At 69.5% G+C, this 16,421-nt stretch carries 13 protein-coding genes and 1 tRNA gene; 7 read left to right on the top strand and 7 right to left on the bottom strand.

The genetic code is table 11. The annotated features are described in order from the left end of the window. Positions 1 to 177: 177 nt before the first annotated feature. Together C6376_RS07515 and C6376_RS07510 are read left to right on the top strand one after the other, a co-directional pair. Entirely contained in the window at positions 178 to 1,755 is a 1,578-nt protein-coding gene (locus C6376_RS07515; RefSeq protein ID WP_107442698.1) for an alpha/beta hydrolase, read from the top strand. A gap of 107 nt (positions 1,756 to 1,862) precedes the next feature. Next, positions 1,863 to 1,936, top strand: a tRNA-Thr gene (locus tag C6376_RS07510). Positions 1,937 to 2,291: 355 nt separating this feature from the next. On the opposite strand, the gene C6376_RS07500 is transcribed toward C6376_RS07510, so the two are convergent. Continuing rightward, positions 2,292 to 3,206 carry a transposase family protein gene (locus C6376_RS07500; protein ID WP_173985867.1) on the bottom strand — a complete coding sequence of 305 codons (915 nt, stop codon included), beginning with the start codon at positions 3,204 to 3,206 and terminating at the stop codon, positions 2,292 to 2,294. A 260-nt stretch (positions 3,207 to 3,466) separates the two neighbouring features. Here C6376_RS07500 and C6376_RS07495 point away from each other — a divergent pair, with 260 nt between their 5' ends. Together C6376_RS07495 and C6376_RS07490 are read left to right on the top strand one after the other, a co-directional pair. Then, complete coding sequence (locus tag C6376_RS07495) at positions 3,467 to 3,805, top strand: hypothetical protein (protein ID WP_107442697.1); 339 nt, start codon at positions 3,467 to 3,469, stop codon at positions 3,803 to 3,805. 455 nt (positions 3,806 to 4,260) lie between these two features. Next, complete coding sequence (locus tag C6376_RS07490; RefSeq protein WP_254075868.1) at positions 4,261 to 4,998, top strand: transposase; 738 nt, start codon at positions 4,261 to 4,263, stop codon at positions 4,996 to 4,998. Positions 4,999 to 5,122: 124 nt separating this feature from the next. On the opposite strand, the gene C6376_RS07485 is transcribed toward C6376_RS07490, so the two are convergent. Then, on the bottom strand, positions 5,123 to 5,872 hold the full coding sequence (locus C6376_RS07485; RefSeq protein ID WP_107442696.1) for a hypothetical protein: 750 nt from the start codon (positions 5,870 to 5,872) through the stop codon (positions 5,123 to 5,125). A 291-nt stretch (positions 5,873 to 6,163) separates the two neighbouring features. On the opposite strand from C6376_RS07485, the gene C6376_RS07480 reads away from it, so the two are divergent. Then, complete coding sequence (locus tag C6376_RS07480) at positions 6,164 to 6,685, top strand: hypothetical protein (RefSeq protein WP_254075867.1); 522 nt, start codon at positions 6,164 to 6,166, stop codon at positions 6,683 to 6,685. Between the two features lie 98 nt (positions 6,686 to 6,783). On the opposite strand, the gene C6376_RS07475 is transcribed toward C6376_RS07480, so the two are convergent. The 5 genes from C6376_RS07475 to C6376_RS07455 are packed head-to-tail and all read right to left on the bottom strand — an operon-like array spanning position 6,784 to position 13,723. After that, positions 6,784 to 7,116, bottom strand: a complete 333-nt coding sequence (locus C6376_RS07475) for a hypothetical protein (RefSeq protein WP_107442695.1) — start codon at positions 7,114 to 7,116, stop codon at positions 6,784 to 6,786. Continuing rightward, on the bottom strand, positions 7,113 to 7,871 hold the full coding sequence (locus tag C6376_RS07470; protein WP_107448828.1) for a hypothetical protein: 759 nt from the start codon (positions 7,869 to 7,871) through the stop codon (positions 7,113 to 7,115). The genes C6376_RS07475 and C6376_RS07470 overlap by 4 nt, the downstream gene beginning before the upstream one ends. A gap of 13 nt (positions 7,872 to 7,884) precedes the next feature. Beyond that, positions 7,885 to 12,654, bottom strand: a complete 4,770-nt coding sequence (locus tag C6376_RS07465; RefSeq protein ID WP_107442694.1) for a putative T7SS-secreted protein — start codon at positions 12,652 to 12,654, stop codon at positions 7,885 to 7,887. Positions 12,655 to 12,656: 2 nt separating this feature from the next. After that, positions 12,657 to 13,313, bottom strand: coding sequence for a hypothetical protein (locus C6376_RS07460; protein ID WP_107442693.1), 657 nt, complete (start codon positions 13,311 to 13,313; stop codon positions 12,657 to 12,659). Next, positions 13,310 to 13,723, bottom strand: coding sequence for a hypothetical protein (locus C6376_RS07455; RefSeq protein WP_173985596.1), 414 nt, complete (start codon positions 13,721 to 13,723; stop codon positions 13,310 to 13,312). The genes C6376_RS07460 and C6376_RS07455 overlap by 4 nt, the downstream gene beginning before the upstream one ends. A gap of 262 nt (positions 13,724 to 13,985) precedes the next feature. On the opposite strand from C6376_RS07455, the gene C6376_RS07450 reads away from it, so the two are divergent. Further along, the gene (locus tag C6376_RS07450; protein ID WP_254075866.1) at positions 13,986 to 14,447 is read left to right on the top strand and encodes an amino acid ABC transporter permease; all 462 of its coding nucleotides are present in this window, start codon (positions 13,986 to 13,988) and stop codon (positions 14,445 to 14,447) included. Continuing rightward, positions 14,444 to 16,375 (top strand): alpha/beta hydrolase, encoded by a 1,932-nt coding sequence (locus C6376_RS07445; RefSeq protein WP_107442692.1) that lies wholly within the window; start codon positions 14,444 to 14,446, stop codon positions 16,373 to 16,375. The genes C6376_RS07450 and C6376_RS07445 overlap by 4 nt, the downstream gene beginning before the upstream one ends. The last annotated feature ends 46 nt before the right edge of the window (positions 16,376 to 16,421 follow it).

The raw sequence follows: 16,421 nt of genomic DNA, 5'->3' as shown, positions 1-16,421 counted from the left end.
GGACGCCGAACCCCGGACCCCGGACCGCTGAGCCTTGGGGACCACTGAACGGACTGCTGAGCCCCGGGGGTGCTGAACCCCGGGGAGCCGTTGGCCGCGGGTTGACGACGTCACTCGTCCGTGAGCACTTTGTGTACGCCAAGCATGCATCTCGTCGCTCACAGTTACGCTCGTCGGATGGACATCAGGCGTTCTCTTCGCAGGTCCCGTATCGGCGTCACCCTTCTTTCGCTCACCGCGCTGCTCGTCTCCGGGTGCTCCGCCGGGAAGCCGACGGGCACCGCCGGATCGACGGCGAGGGCGGCGCTCGCCGCGCTCCCGCGGGCCACGCCGTCGGCACTGGCGCCGTACTACGCGCAGAAGCCGAGCTGGCGCGGCTGCGGCGTCCCAGGGTTCGAGTGCGCCACGATGAAGGCGCCGCTCGACTACGCCGAGCCGGGCGCGGGCGATGTCCGGCTTGCGGTCGCCCGCAAGAAGGCGACGGGCCCGGGCAAGCGCCTCGGCTCGCTGCTGGTGAATCCGGGCGGACCGGGCGGCTCGGCGGTCGGCTACCTCCAGCAGTACGCCGGCATCGGTTATCCCGCCGCCGTCCGCGCCCGCTACGACATGGTCGCCGTCGACCCCAGAGGTGTGGCCCGCAGCGAGCCCGTGGAATGCCTCGACGGCCCGGAGATGGACGCGTACACGCAGACGGACACCACCCCCGACGACCGCCGGGAGAGAGGTGAACTCGTCGGTGCGTACAAGAAGTTCGCGGAGGCCTGTGGCGCGCGCTCGGCACGGCTGCTGCGTCATGTCTCCACCGTCGGGGCGGCCCGGGACATGGACATCCTGCGCGCCGTCCTGGGCGACGAAAGACTGACGTACGTAGGTGCGTCCTACGGAACGTTCCTCGGGGCGACGTACGCGGGCCTGTTCCCGAACCGGGTGGGCCGGGTCGTCCTCGACGGCGCGATGGATCCGGCGTTGCCCGCCCGCCGGCTGAACCTGGACCAGACGGCGGGGTTCGAGACGGCGTTCCGGTCGTTCGCGAAGGACTGCGTACGCCGGCCCGACTGCCCGCTCGCCGCGAAGGGCGCCCCTCCCGCCAAGGTCGGCGAGAACCTGAAGGCCTTCTTCCGCAGGCTCGACGCACACCCCCTCCCCGCCGGCGACCGGGACGGCCGAAGGCTGGGGGAGGCCCTCGCCACCACCGGCGTGATCGCCGCCATGTACGACGAGAGCACCTGGGAACAGTTGCGTGAGGCGCTTGCCTCCGCCATGAAGGAGGGCGACGGCGCGGGGCTGCTCATCCTCGCCGACGCCTACTACGAGCGCGACGCCGAGGGCCACTACGCCAACCTGATGGCCGCCAACGCCGCGGTGAACTGCCTGGACCTCCCCGCCGCCTTCTCCACCCCGGAGCAGGTGGAGAAGGCGCTGCCTGCCTTCGAGAAGGCGTCCCCCGTCTTCGGCGAGGGTCTCGCCTGGGCCTCTCTGAACTGCACGTACTGGCCGGTGGCGCCCACCGGCGAGCCGCAGCGCATCGAGGCGAGGGGCGCCGCGCCGATCGTCGTCGTCGGCACCACCCGCGACCCGGCCACCCCGTACCCCTGGGCGGTATCCCTCTCCCGCCAGCTCACCTCCGCCCACCTCCTCACCTACCAGGGCGACGGCCACACCGCCTACGGCCGCGGCAGCGCCTGCATCGACTCCGCGATCAACGCATACCTGCTCCACGGGACGCCTCCGGCGAAGGGAAAGCGCTGCTCATAGACCCTCGACCGGCTCCGCGCCCCGTACCCCCGGAGCCGGTGCGGAGCACCCCCGGAAACTGTGTAGACTTACCGACGTTGCTGATCGCACCATGGTGCGGACAGCGCGCCGCCTTAGCTCAGATGGCCAGAGCAACGCACTCGTAATGCGTAGGTCTCGGGTTCGAATCCCGAAGGCGGCTCGGATTAACCCCAGGACTCACTCGCCGTGACCTGGGGTTTTTTCATGTTCGGGGCATGCCGCATCACACGGCCGGGGTGCCGCGAGATGGCTTGCGTGAGCGATGCGTGAGCGGAGCGGTACGGCGCCCTACTTCTTGGGCTTCTTCCGGTTGCCCTTCTTCCTGGCCCTGGCCTCGGCTTTCGCTTTGTCCTTGGCCTTCTTGGCGGCCTTACGGGCCTCCTCCGCCCCGGTCTTCCGCTGGAGCGGGACCAGCCTGGCGGTGGCCTCGGCGGCGTTCTTCCCGACGTGAGGCAGGACGCACGAGTTGGTGCGTGATAGTGGGTGAGGTGTGTTGGCCTTGCTTACGGCGGCCTTCAGATGTTGGCGGTGCGGTCGGAGACGAGGCCGGCGATGGCGCGGTAGGTGTCGGGCAGGCGGTCGCGGCGATGTGTCCAGCGGGTCAGTTGTTTCCAGCGTTTGTGGTCGGCGAGGGCGTGTTCGACGGTGATGCGGTCCGAGGAGTGTTCGTGGCGGTCGCGTTCCCACTGCTCGACTCTGCCGGGCAATGCTCCCGGCCGGGGCTTTCTGGGCGGTGTGATCGCTTGGCCGCGGTGGTCACGGCTCAGGCCGAGGTAGCCGTCGTCCGGGAGGACCTCGACGTCGGGGAAGTGCCGGAAGCAGACGGCGATGCCTTCGTTGCGGGCCGCCGTGGCGTCGTGCATACGCCCAGGTCGCAGGGCGTCGGTCCACAACGTGCGGCCTTGCCGGTCGGCGATCACGGTGGCCTTCATCGTGTTCTGCTTCTTCTTGCCCGAGACGAAGGCGCGGCGTCCGCCGCGGCTGGCCGGTGGCCGGCGGACCTGGATCTCGGTGGCGTCCAAACGCAGCTCGACGCCTTCGGCCTGGGCATAGGCAAATACGTCCGTCAGCGTCCGAAGCCGCAGGCCGGGACGGTCGGGAACCGCGCACCCCCGCTCCGCCAGGAGCGTGCGCACCTCTCCGATCGCCCGGGTGACGGTGGAACGGTCTACACCGAACCGCAGCCCCAGCACCGAGTGCGGCAGGTCGTGCCGCAGATGGATCAGCGTGGCCACCAGTCTGTCGACGAACACCAGCTGATGGCTGGCGCCGGCACCCGCGGCCCGCTTCCTGGCCCCGCCCCGCGTCGCATGGCGACGACCCTCGACCCCGGCCTGCCACGGCTCGGCCAACTCCTCGACCAGACACGCGAGATGACGCCGAGAGATCCCCGTGAACAGCCGATGCGCCAGCACCGCCCGATTGACCATGATCGCCACAGCGGGATCATGCCATCCACCTGGCACGACACTTCACCCCGCTATCACGCACCAACTCGTAACAGCTCATCTCATTCGGCGGGTTGGTCTCTCCTGGCGCGGATACCAGCCGGGCCCGAATGCCTCTGGCGTGCGGGATCCTGCCGCTCCACTCATACGGGTGACGCGGCCCGTCTATGAGTAGTTGGCGAGGACCTGATGAGTGGTCGCACTCATGTCGTCATCGGGTCGCCTACCACAGACTGGAAGCTGTGAGCGTCACCCGGAACGTCAAACCCCGCGATCTGGCCGACTGGCCGACCTGTCGTTACCTCGCCCTGTTCTTCTGGAGCTGTACAGCACTCATCACGTTCGGCCCTGTCCTTCTCCTGGCTGGGCTGTCCGTCGCCTGGATGCAGCCGCTGACGTCGGTGGTCCCGTCCGTGAAAGTGACCGTGATCCAGGTTGGCCTCACTGCGGCTGTATTGAGTCCCCTCTACTTCGCCCCTGGCATCGGCCGTCTCGCCCGCTCAGCCCGGTTCGCACTGTTGGGCCCCGTGGCCATCGCCATCGTCCTGGCCGTGCTCCTTTGCGTGGGTCCCCACGTTTGAGCCGCATCACTCGGAAGATGCGGGTCAGCTGTCACGGACCTGGTCAAGGTCGACTCTGCGCCACTCACGGTCTTCTATCGGCCATTCGGAGCGGGCGCCCCGCTCCATCTGAGTACAAGTGCTCATGCACTTGATCGTGGCTTGGTGTTGGGTGGGCTCATGGTCACGAGCTGCCGGACTCCTCCGACCTGGCCCCGGTCACCTCGGATCTTGCCTAACGAGCTCGTGCACAGTAGGCGGTGAGGCGTCGCGTTCTCGATCGTCGATCATGAACGGGTGATGGGGAACGTGTCTCGTGCAGCGATCATCAGCAATCGCAGGATCACGGGCCTGTCGGCCGACGTGCTTGCTGAACTCGTCGCTGAAGTAGGCCCGTTGTGGCACGAGCGGCACCAGGCCAAGCTCGCGTCCCGGCCACGGAAGCGGGCGGTGGGCGCCGGCGCTGAGCATCAGCTGTGTTCGTCGGCCGTCTCCTGGCCACGCTCGTACATCTCCGTCACGCCACCACGCACGACGTGCTGGCCTGCTGGTTCGGCGTCGACCGCTCCACCATCACCCGGGCCATCGGTGAGATGCGGCCTCTGCTCGCCGAGCGAGGCTGCACGATCACCCCCGGAGTGCGGCTCCGGACACTCACGGAGGTCGTCGACCATCTCGGCGCCAGCGGGAAGACCGGCATCATCGACGGCACCGAGATACGAGTCAGGCGCCCGGCCGCCGGACGCAAAGACCGGGAGAAGTTCATCTCCGGCAAGAGCAAGCAGAACGCGGTCAAGACCATGGTCGTCACGGATGGCGACGGCCGGATGCTGTTCTGCAGCCCGACTGAGCACGGCAGCTGCGCGGACATCACTCATGCCCGCCAGTTAGGGCTGGTCAGGCTCTTGGAGGGCGGCCCGGCAGCCGAGATTCTCGCGGATGCCGGCTACCAGGGCCTGGGAGCCCAGACCGGCGGGCGTGTGGTGACACCACCGCACCGCAAGTTCAAGAAGAACGCCCCCGACTGGTACGAGGAGATGCACGAGCGCCAGCGCAAAGCCCACTCCTCGCGGCGCATCCGCGTCGAGCACGGCATCGCGCACCTGAAGAACTGGCGGGCGCTGGCCCGCCACCTTGGCCGCCGAGAGCACATCAGCGACACCGTGCAAGCCGCGTCGCCGCCCTGTTGTCCCACCAGCAGATCGCGGACCTGAGCCCGGCACGAACGATGTGAAACGCCGAGCCACACCCCGGCTCACGACGCCTCACCGCCTACTGTGCACGAGCTCGTTAGTGTGCTGCGTCGGCTGCGTACGGCTGTCGAAGCCCCGGTCCCGGTCAGGGCGTGGGCGAGGCGTCGGTGAGTGACATCCACCGGCGTACGGTCTCCTGGTGGGAACCGATCGCCGTGCTTGCGGCCACTGCCTCCGCATCTCCCTCGGAACACGGCATCCCTGCGTGGGTCAAAAGGGCGAGCGGCCACTCGGGGGCCGCTCCGGTCGGCGCTCCGTCGAAGGCGGTCCAGTCCCAGGGCCCCTTGAACTGCCAGGCTCGCCCTGCTGCGTCGGCGACCTCATCGCCGGGTGAGAGGGCCGCGTAGGGGCGCATCAGCAGCTCGAAGACGTAGGGGATTCCGTTGTCGGGGTGGAGGGCGTAGCCCGTGCCGTCGAGATGGCTTCCGTCTGGGTAGTCACGGTAGGACAGGCCGCGGCGCAGCACGGACACGGTGCGGTGGGGGCGCGGCAGCCAGCCCGTCTCGAGCGGCGGGTCGTGGTGATCGACAGCCGTCACGTGCACCACCGTCGGTGGAACTCCGACCCGGCAGACGTCCCCCGCCTTCAAATGGCCGGGCGGCGGATCGGTTCGGAACAACTCCACCTCCACCTCAGGCGCGGTGCGCCCGCCGCTGTTCACGCCCAGGGCGACGATCCCGTTCCAGTGCACGGAATCGCTGTCGGCGTCGATGTCCCACCACGGCCATCGCACCGACACGTGATCCCACCGCACAGCCTGCTCGACTCCGGCCGGCGTGAAGGGGCAGGAAACCGACAGCACGTCGCCGACCCGGAAATCGCCCGCATCCGTCATAGGGCCAGGCTAGAGGGGTGGCCTTCACGATCTGCGGGGCCCTGCCAGCCGGTCCGAACCGCGGGGCGGTGATGATCACTGTCAGGATCAGCCCCTCGAACCGGGACTCCGGCAGCGGCGCTGGTGCGGTGGTGACGCCGGAAACGGTCAGGTTGTCGAGCAGGGGGCGCGGCCGAACCCCGGGACGGACTGCAGCCGGCTCGGCAGGCCGGTGCGTGGCGTCTGCGTCGGTCCCCTCCGTGTAGGGTCTCGCCGGCGTGATCGCATGAGTGGGCGAGGGGAGGGGGAGTCGTGAGCGAGTCCGTTTCGGTGGGGGGCGACTTCGAGGAGCTGGGGCCCGAGCGGGGCGGGGAGCTGGCCGCCCGCTGGTGGCAGTGGGCGTTGTCCGCGCCCGACGACCGCAGTCCTGTCAGTGATCGGACGGGGGAGTTCGCGGGCTGGGGTCAGGCGGACGATGTCTGGTTCCTGGCCGGTACCTACGGCGGTCGCGTGGAGCGACGCTGTTCCATTCCCGCGGGGCGGCCGGTCTTCTTCCCGGTGTTCAACACCCAGCGGCCCCTGACGCCGGCGTCCCGCGAGCCGATGGTGATGGAGGTCGCCGACGCCAGGGCGTTCCTCAACGGAGTCCCGCTGCCGATGCGGGAGTTCACCTCGAAGCCGTTCCGTGCGGCACTGCGCAAGCGCGCCGCCTGGGGGCTGTGGTGTGCGTTCGAGCCGTTGCCCGTCGGCCACTACGTGCTCGAGATCAAGGCCCGCACCACCGGGGGTTTCTGGGTGGACACGACGTACCACCTCGCCGTCGTCGACAGCTGAGCGCCGGCCCGGGTCCGCGTCCGATGCGCCGTCCGTGTCCTGCGGGCCCGGGCCGGTCGGGGCCGGGCCGGTCGGGGCCGGGACGCGGAAGCCGAGGGTTACTCCAGTTGCGTTGCGCGTCTCTTCAGGTCCTCGGCGACGGTGTCCTGGTCGGGGCCGAAGGAGAGCAGATCCGCGGCTGCCTCCCGGAGGAGGCGTGGGTCGTCGGGGCGCTGCAGGCAGGCCAGGCGGTAGGAGAGGGTGCGGGCCCAGGGCGGGAGGGCCGTCCAGTCCTCGGTGAGGACGTTCCGCAGCATGGCGAGGATCTCGTCGGCCGTCGCGAAGGTGAGCTTCTCGACGAAGTCACGCGTCGCTTCGTTGATCGCGTGGCTGTCGGCGTCGTCGACGGCCCGGCCGAGGCTCCTGGCCGCGGGGGTCGGGTCGGGTGTCATTCGGGTGCGTAGTCCTCGACCAGTTCGGCGACGAAGGAGAGCAGGGCGTCGACGCGGTGCCGGTCCTCGTGCCGTTCGCGCAGGGCGCGGTCCAGTGCCCGCAGCCGGTCCAGGGCGGCCGGAACCCGGTCCCGCACCTCGTCGAGGTGTTCGGTGGTGATCAGGTTCAGGCAGTCGGTGAGGAGGCGCCGGGTGGCCGGTGCGGGGGGCGCCGGGTCGGGGGCGGCGAAGCCGGTGGTCAGGTAGCGCGCGGGGTCGGTGAGGCTCCAGCCGACGACGGCGCCGTGCTGGACGAGGAGCGCCACGTCGGGGGCGATGCCGACCCGGGCGTCCAGCGGCTCGTCCAGGACGTCGAGGTCGCGCAGGCACGTGAGCACGGTGTCCCCGGGGGCGCGGCAGAGTTCCGTGGTCACCTCCAGGCGGAAGTCCCGGGCCTCGTCCGCGCGGAGGCCGCCCGGCCGGACGTCGGGTGTGGCGGGAAGGCGGGCGGAGTCCTCGGGGTCGGCGGCCGCACCGGCGATCTGGAACTCGGCGCCGACCAAATGCCGGCCCGCCTTGTCGAACCGGAGCTCGTCGGGCGTGTCCCACAGCCAGGGCTGACTGCCGAAGGTGTCCAGCAGGAACCGTCCGCGTTCCTGGACGTCCGCGTACGACGCGACACGCACCCGGAAGTCCCGGAAGTCGAAGCGCGGGCGGATGACGAGCGGATCGTCCGTCACCGTCGCGGTCCAGTCGTCGTCGATGGTGATCCTCATCGTGCGTGCCACCTCATCTGACCTGCTCTGCGGGAGCCATGAAGCCGTTCTTGGCCGGAATCCTGCCTTCCACCACGTCCGCGTGTGTGATCGGCCCGCCGGGATCGCTGGGCAGGCCGCCCAGCGCCTCGGCCCCGGAAGGACCCTTGATGCCGGACGACCCGTATGCCGTGATGACGTTGCCGGCCCCGGTGCGGTCGGCCCGGACCACCACGATGTCGTCGCCCTGACGGAAGATCAGGTTTCCGCTGCCCGCGGTGGAGTGGTACACGGCGTCCGGATTCTTCAGGATCTCCGTGACCATTTCCTCGCTGAAGCCGTGGTCGTCCGCGTGGTAGTTGCCGGCCTTCTTGAATTTGCCGTCCTGGGCCCTCTCGATGACGTCGTCCATCGCCTTGAGGGCGTCGTCCCTCGCCTTCTGGGCCTTCTCCTCCTTCGTGTACTTGGGCATGAGGCCCAGTGGGTCGGATCCGCTGAGCGGATTGTCCACGTACGCGCAGGGGTTGGGGGCCGGAGCGAGTCCGAGGGGGTCGGGGGAGGTGTAGCGCCCGGTCTCGGGGTCGTAGTGGCGGAAGTAGTTGTAGTGGAGGCCGGTCTCGGGGTCGTAGTACTGGCCGGGGAAGCGCAGCGGGGTGTAGGCGCTGCTGTCCCGGGCCCAGGCGGTCGTGCCCCAGAGCGTGCTGCGGCTGCGCCACGCGATGCCGCCGGACTCGTCGATCAGCTCGGTGGGGGTGCCGACGACGTCGGTGGCGATGGCGAAGAACCGGCGGTCGATCTCCTCCTGGCGGGCGTCGGCGGTGAGGATGCGCTCGGTCTGGGCGAGGGGCGTGCCGGCGCGGTGGTCCCAGGTGAGGGCGACCGTGTGCGGCACGTCCGGCCGGTGGCTGGTCTGTTCGCACAGGGTGAGGCCGTCCCAGGTGAACCGGGTCTCCTCGACGACGCTCTCGCCGTCGGACGCCATGCGCTGCTTCGCGGTGCGGCGGCCCAGCGGGTCGTAGCGGTACCGCCACAGGGTCCCGTCGGGTGTGGTGACGGAGGTGAGGCGGTTCTCCGGGTCCCAGGTGTAGCGCCAGGTGTCGGGTTTGCGGGAGAGACGGGTCTTCTGCCGCAGGACGACCCGGCCGAGGGCGTCGTGCTCGAAGCGGACGTCTCCGGCGCGGGTGACGCGGGTGCCGGTGTAGGAGCGCGCTCCGGTGGCCTCGCTGCCGGGATGGCGGGACGGCCAGGACGCCGAGGTCTGGTTGCCGGCGTCGTCGTACGCGTAGCGCTCCGTCCAGTCCCGGGCGTGGACGGCGGTGACCCGGCCCGTCGGGTCCAGGTCGAAGGTGCGCGTGCCGGACCTCCGGTCCGCGACGGAGATCAGGTGGCCGTCGGCGCGGTAGGCGTAGGCGCGGCTGTTGACGGCCCGGACCCCGGCGGTGATGTGCTGCGCGGCGAGCCGTCCGGCGTCGTCCCAGGTGGACGACACGGTGATCGCGTCGCCGAAGACGCGGGCGAGTTCCCGGCCGGCGGCGTCGTGGGTGAAGCCCACCCGGTGGCCGCCGGTCGCCAGGTGCTCCAGTCGTCCGTCGTCACCGTAGGCGTAGGACGTGACATGGCCGGTGGGCGTGGTGCGCTGCCTGCGGCGGCCCAGGGCGTCGTAGGAGTAGGAGACGGGACGGCCGTCCACCAGCTCGGTCTTGACCTTCCCCCGCCGGTCGTACTGGTAGCGGAGCTCTCCGTCCGGGCCGGCCGCCTCCAGCAGGCGCCCGGCCCGGTCGTGGACGTAGGTGGTCACGCGGCCGTCGACGTCCTTGCGGACCACCCGGCCCAGCTGGTCGCGCTCGAAGGCGATGGTCCCGCCGAGCGCGTCGGTACGGGCGGCGAGCCGGCCCGCGGCGTCCACCCGGTAGGTGAGGGTGCGGCCGTCGAAGTCGGTCTCGGAGACGACGTCGCCGGCCGCGTCGTACGTGTAGGTCCAGTTCAGCCCTTGTGGGTCGGTGACGCGGGTGAGGCGCAGCTCGGTGTCGTGCTCGAACGTGTAGCGGGCGCCGTCGGGCCGGGTCCGGGCGACTGGAAGGTCGAAGTGGGTGTACTCGAAGCGTGAGACGCCACCGCAGGCGTCGGTGTGGGCGAGCAGGTTGCCCTCGCCGTCGTACGTCCACGACTCCGTGGCGTCGTCGGGTCCGGTACGCCGGGCGAGCTGCCCGTCGGCGTGCCACTCCAGGCGGGTGACGGCGCCCATCGGGTCGGTGACCCGGACCGGCCTGCCGAGGGCGTCCCGCTCCGTGCGGGTGACCGCGCCGTCGGGAGCGGTCACCTCCAGGGGCAGACCGGCCGCGTCGCACATCACGCGGGTCGTCGCGCCGAGGGCATCGGTGACCGAGGTGAGCCGGCCGGCGTGGTCGTAGGTGTGGCGGGTGGTGGACCCGGCCTGGTCGGTGACCGCCGTGCGGTTGCCGCGTTCGTCGAACTCGTGGACCACGCGGGTTCCGTCCGGTCCGAAGACCTCCACGGGCAGACCGAACGGGCCGCGCACCGTACGCAGTTCGCTTCCGTCGGGGCGGACGGCGCAGACGACCCGCCCGTCCTCGTCGTAGGAGAAGGCGGTGGTGAGGCCCAGCGGATCGGTGCGTGTCAGCAGGTTGCCGCGGGGGTCGTAGGTGAACCGGGTGGTGTGGCCGAGCGGGTCGGTGACGGCCAGCAGGCGGCAGCCGGGGCCGAACAGGTGGCGGGTCGCGTGCCCGTCGGCGGTGGTGAGCGTGGTGGTCCGGTGGCCGGTCCCGGGATCGGGTCCGGTGTAGGTCAGGGCGATCTGGACGTGACCGGCCTCGCCGCCCTCCGCCACGACGCGGTCGTGGTCGTCGTAGAGGTAGTCGTAGCGGTGTCCGTTGGAGTCGATCCAGGCGATGACGCGGCGGCGGTCGTCGTAGACGAAGGTGGTGGTGGCGCCCGACGGCTTGGTGACCGTGGTGAGGTTGCCGTTCTGGTAGCCGTAGCTCATCAGGGGCAGGTCGGCGCCGCCTTCGCCCGCGCGGGCCAGGGACAGGGCGGTGACGAGGCCGTCGGCGGACGACAGGTTCACCCGGTGGCCCGCCGAGTGGACGAGGGCCAGCGGCAGGCCGTCCGCGTCGCGCTGGACGGTGATCGTGTGGCCGTTGCGCTCGGTGACGTCCGACAGCCAGGCGACGCCGTCGCCGCCGGGTTCGGCCCCCGGCGGGGCGGCGAAGCGGAAGACCAGACCGCTGTCGGGGTCGGTGACCGTGTAGTCGCCGTCGGCGTCCCGGGCGAGTCGCGTGCGGTTGCGGCCCGACTCCGGAGTGGTGGGCGCGCCGGGGACCGGGTGCGGGTACGGGATCAGGAGTCCGTCGGCGGTGATGTGGAGGACGCCGACGGCGTCGATCTGCAGGCGCTCGTCGACGGTGGACGTCCAGGCGGGTCCCAGGAAGCGGCCGGCCGTGCAGCCGGACTCGGTGCGGCGGGTGAACTGCAGCGGCAGGATGCCGGGGAGCTGGAGGTCGGTCTGGGGCAGGTACATCCGGCCCGTGGCGAGGTCCACCGGGTCGCCGCCGGGGTTGCGGTCGCCGTCCGGGGTGTTGTGCGTCCCGTCCGGGGCGTCGTCGACCAGGCGGCGCAGCCGTGCGGCCTCGGCGGCGTCCTCCGCTATCCGCACGCCCTTCACCGCGGCGCCGCCGCCCCCGGTGGCCACGGTCAGCGCGACGTCCGGCAGCAGCCGTCCCAGGCCCTCGCCGGGGTCCTTCATGAAGTCGGTGACCATCTGCTTGCCGGTGCCGACCGGGTCGTTCGCGGCGACGACCAGCCCGGCGGCCAGGCTGTTGAGGGAGGTGAGGTACTCGGCCGGGTGGGTGATGTTGTACGGGTCCATCGGGTTGATGCCGCGGACGAAGTTGAGGATGCCGGCGGTGCCCTTGATGACGCCGCCGCCGACGTGGTCGCCCATGATCTGCAGTTCCTGCATGCCGTCGTTCAACTGCTCGGCGTAGGACGGCTTCTCGGGGGCGGTGTCGCGGGCGGCGCGGACGGCGGAGCGTGCGGTCTCGGCCGCCGTGTTGCGTTGCTTGCGGGCCTCGGTGAGCAGGTCCTGGGCGTCCTGCATCAGCTTCTTGCCGGGGTCGTCGAAGGTCGCCGACGGCTTGGCGGGCAGCGTGGACAGGTCGCGCTTGTCGGCGGGCTGCGCGTTGTAGCGGTCGACGGCGCTGTTGTAGTCGTCGACCTTCTTGCGGTGGGCGTCGGCGGCGTCCTCGGAGGCCTTGACGCCCTCCTTCCACTTGTCGATCGCCGTCTGCGCCTGCCCCTGCGCCCAGGTGACGGTGCCGGCGAACGCCTCGAGCGCGGCCGCCGCCTTCTCGCAGGCGTCGGCGCCGGTGAACCACTTGGGCGGCTGGGTGCCGACCGCGGTGCGCAGGGCCTCGGCCGTCTCGCCCTTGAGCCGGGACGAGTCGAGGCCCTTGAGGCCCTCGCCCGCGCTGTCGAAGGAGGTCTGGAAGCCGCGGAGCTTCTCGGCGGTGGAGCGGATCTTGTCGGCGCTGCCGTAGATCAGCTTGGTCTTGTCCTCGGTCTGCCCGAGGTCCATCTCGTCGACCTCGGCGCCCAGTCGGTTCGCGACCGAACGGGACTGTTCGCGCACCCAGTCCGCGCCGGTCTGCCAGCCGGCGTCCTCCAGTTTGTCGGCCGTCCAGTTGCCGGCGTCCTCGACCCGGTCGCCGACCCACGCGACGCCGTCCTCGACCGCGTCCTCGACCGAGTCGGGCGTGATGTCACTGATGAAGTCGCCGATGCCCACAGTCAGTTGCCCCCGGAGTCGCCCTGTTGCTGTTGCTGCCGCGCGCGTTCCTCCGGCGACGGGCCGAAGGTGTCGTCCAGTGCCTGGTTCCACTGGTCGTCGGAGATGCCGAGCGCGTCGTTGAGCAACTCCGACCGCCGGCCGCCGTCGCCCTCGGTGAGGACGGTGCGCCCGGTGTCCTTCCAGGTCTGCTCGATGTCCTGACCGGCCTTGTCGAACGACTCGCCGCTCCAGTCGGGGTCCAGGGAGTCCGGTGTGAAGACGTCGCCCCAGTCCTGCTGGGTGATCTCCGCCTCACTGGCGTGCGGGTTGCCGCCCATCACGGAGTTGACGCCCACCTTCAACGAGCCCGCTATGTACTGGTCGTGCTCCCACTGGGTGCCCGCCGCGAGGCCGAGGCGGTTCGCGAGGGCGCTGGCATCGTGGACCAGGGCGCGCACCCCCCACTCCCAGCGTTCGCAGAAGTCCTCGAAGTCCGCCGACAGGCCGTGGTGCCCGGCCTCCATCTGGGTCATGGCCAGCTCCGAGAAGCCCTTGCCCATCACCGAGCCGGTGGCGCCGCCGAGGTCGCCGAGCTGGTCGATCGTCGCGCCCACGCCCTGGGTGAACTTCGCGACGGCGGCCTCGCCGAGCCGAAGGTCCGTTCCCTCGCCGCTCACGGCCGCCTCCCCGCCGCCGCACCGGCGTCGACGGCGACCGCGTCCGGGACGATGCCGACGACCGGCGGGAAGAACATCGACCCCTCGCCGGTGGCGATGTCGACGGCCAGCCCGGCGGGCTCGCCGAGGGCCGGCACGATCTCGTCGACGATGCGCGCGCCGAGCAGCGCCGCGTAGTCCACGGGCCGGTCGCCGGGTCCGTGGTGCAGGGCGAACCGGGCGAGCGCGCTCTCGTCGGTGAACCCGCAGATCCACCGCACCCCGCCCGACCGCACCGACCACAGACCTCCGTCGGCCACCGGCACCAGCAGCACCGAGCGCCGCATCTCGCCGACCAGGGCACGCGGGTCGCCGCCCCCGTCTCTGCGCTCCGCGATCCGCTCGGCGAGTGCCGCTCTCGACTGCTGCACGGTTCCTCCCCGGTCCCAGGTGCCTCATGGCACCGTAGATCAGGACGCACGGCACGAACGGGTCGGTTCTTGTGAAGGTTCGCCGCGACGGCGTCGCCTGGCTGGCGGCCGACACCGTAACCATCCTGGAGGCGGCATGAGTAGGAGTACTCAGTCGCTCTGTCAGATCGCGCGGATACAGTGCGTTGCGACACACGGGACAGCGTCCGCAACAGCAGGCACAGACCGCGCTGCGGAGGCGTACGACGGGGAGAGATCGCTGGTGGCTTGGGACGAGTGGGAACAGGTCAAGGCCGCGGCGGCCGAGCGTCACTCCACTCATATGCAGCTGAACCAACTGCTGGCTGATCAGGGCGGCGGCGCTCCCACGGGTGGGACGAAGTCCGGATCGGATGGGGGCTCCGGTACGCTGCGCCACTCGAACGGGCCATGGACCCACGCCGCAGGCACATCCAACGAGCTGAAGATCAGCACCGAGTCCACGAGGACGAGCCTGCAGTCAGGCCACACGGGTGTGTCGACCGGGGCTGTAGGCCTCGGGAGCCTGGCTGCGTTAAAGACGGTACTCACCACCTGGGAGAAGCGGCTGGAGGCGGTGCGGGACGAGTGTGAGTCGCTGGAGCCCAAGCTGCGCGCCGTCGCCAAGGACATGGGTGAGCTTGACAGTGCCGTTGCTGCCAAGGCGCGCGCTGTACAAGTCTCGGGAGGGGGCAAGGACCAGTGACAGCGGTGTTGACCTGGCAGCAGCTGCGGGACCTGAAGCTCTCGGAGCTGGATGACGCGGCCGACAGTTGGGCCAAGGTCTCGCAGCATGCGGATGCCTCGGCAGAACGCGTGGATGCCGAGATGGCCGGCAAGTTGTCCAAGAGCCAGGAGAGCGAATCGGCGAAGGCTGCCGTCCGAAGACTGCGGCGACTGAGCCGCAACTACCACTACATCCACGCCGAGTGCGGGCTGATTCGCGCTTCGGTGAACGGTCTATCTACCGAACTCGGTGCCCCTCAGAGGCGGTTGAATGACGCGTTGGACGACGCCGCTGCCTTGTCGTACACAGTGAACGAGGACGGAAGCATCGGGTACCCGGCCTGCGGCAAGAACGAGTTGACCGGGGAAGAGATCCCCGGCGGCTCGGCAGTGGGCAACAACGGCATGCTGACGCCGGGCAACAACGGGTTGTACCCACCGAGCGACAAGGGGCTGTACACCCCCGGTACGGGTCCCGGAGCGCCCAGCCTGATCAACCCCAACGCCAACCACGCCAAGGCGCAGGACATCGCCGACCGCATGGCTCACGCTCTGCGGGAGGCCCGGGAAATCGACGAACGCTACAGGCAGGCCCTGAGCGAGCTCAAGGCAGCGCCTGGACTGATGGTCGACGCGAAGACCTGGGCCGACGCTGCCGCCGATGTCAAGGCAGTGGGCGAGGCTGCAGCGGAGTACCTGAAGGACGAGATCCCGCTCGACGAGTCCCCAGCCGCTCGCAAGGACTGGTGGGACCACCTCACTCAAGAGCAACGGGAGGAGTACCTGGCGGTCTACCCGGACGTGATCGGAAACCTGGACGGCATTCCGGCGACCGTGCGGGACGATGCCAATCGGGAGAACATCCAGCTTCTCATCGGCAAACTCTCGGGGAAAAATGACGATGAGTCGAAGTCGATGCTGGACGGACTGAAAGGGATACAAGAGAAACTTCAGGAACCAAGTATTCCTCCGATGTATCTCCTGGGTATCGGGGACGAAGGAAACGGCCGCGCGATTGTTTCCTATGGCAACCCCGACACGGCGAAGAACGTCTCCGCGTATGTCCCTGGACTTGGGACAAAGCTGGACGACGAGTTCGTCGGTGGCACAATGAAACGAGCTCAGGACACTGCTCTTGGTGCCCGTGAGGCCGACCCTCACAGCTCCACCGCGTCTATTGTCTGGCTCGGCTACGACGCACCTCAGACCTCCCCAACGGACCTCGCCGCCAACACGGACGTCATGTTCAGAGAAAACGCCGAAAGCGGAGCCCCTGCGTACAACAGCTTCATGGCAGGAATCTCGGCGACGAACGCGAACGCGGATCCGCATATTACGGCCATTGGACACTCATACGGTTCCCTGACCGTCGGTTTGGCGGCTCAGGAGAAGGGCGGGATCCCCGGAGCGGACGACATCATCCTCGTCGGTAGCCCCGGCACCGGTGCGAAGACCGCCGATGATCTGAACGTCGGCAAGCACCATGTATTCGTCGGCGCGGCCGACAACGACATCGTCACTAAGTTCCCTAATCACAATGAGGCCAGTGGTATGGGGGCTGGAGCTGCTGGTGGAGGATCGGCAGGGCTCGTATTGGGATTGGGAATGGCCGGCCCTGCGGGTGGAGTCGTTGGGGGAGTAGCCGGTACCGTCGTGGGTGGCGTCGCCGGCTACATGGCTCAAGATCAGCAGACGGATCCCAGTCAGATCTGGTTCGGAACCGATCCGGCGAACAAGGCGTTTGGGGCCACACGCTTCCTGGTCGACGACGGCCCTCCTGTGACCGAGGGTGGGTTTGATGCGCACTCGCAATATTTCACCCCTACGAAGGATCAGATGTCTGCCGACAATATTGCAAAAATTGTGGTCGGCAAGTCTGACGAAATCGTTTTGGAGCAGCCGCGATGAGAGGCATCAGAATCACGTTCCTGGTAGGAATTCTATTTTTGGCAGG

Origin of the sequence: Streptomyces sp. P3 (genome assembly GCF_003032475.1) — a bacterium.
GTDB lineage: Bacteria > Actinomycetota > Actinomycetes > Streptomycetales > Streptomycetaceae > Streptomyces.
The sequence above is the reverse complement of the archived record's forward strand: the minus strand, read 5'-3'. Positions and strand labels throughout refer to the sequence as shown.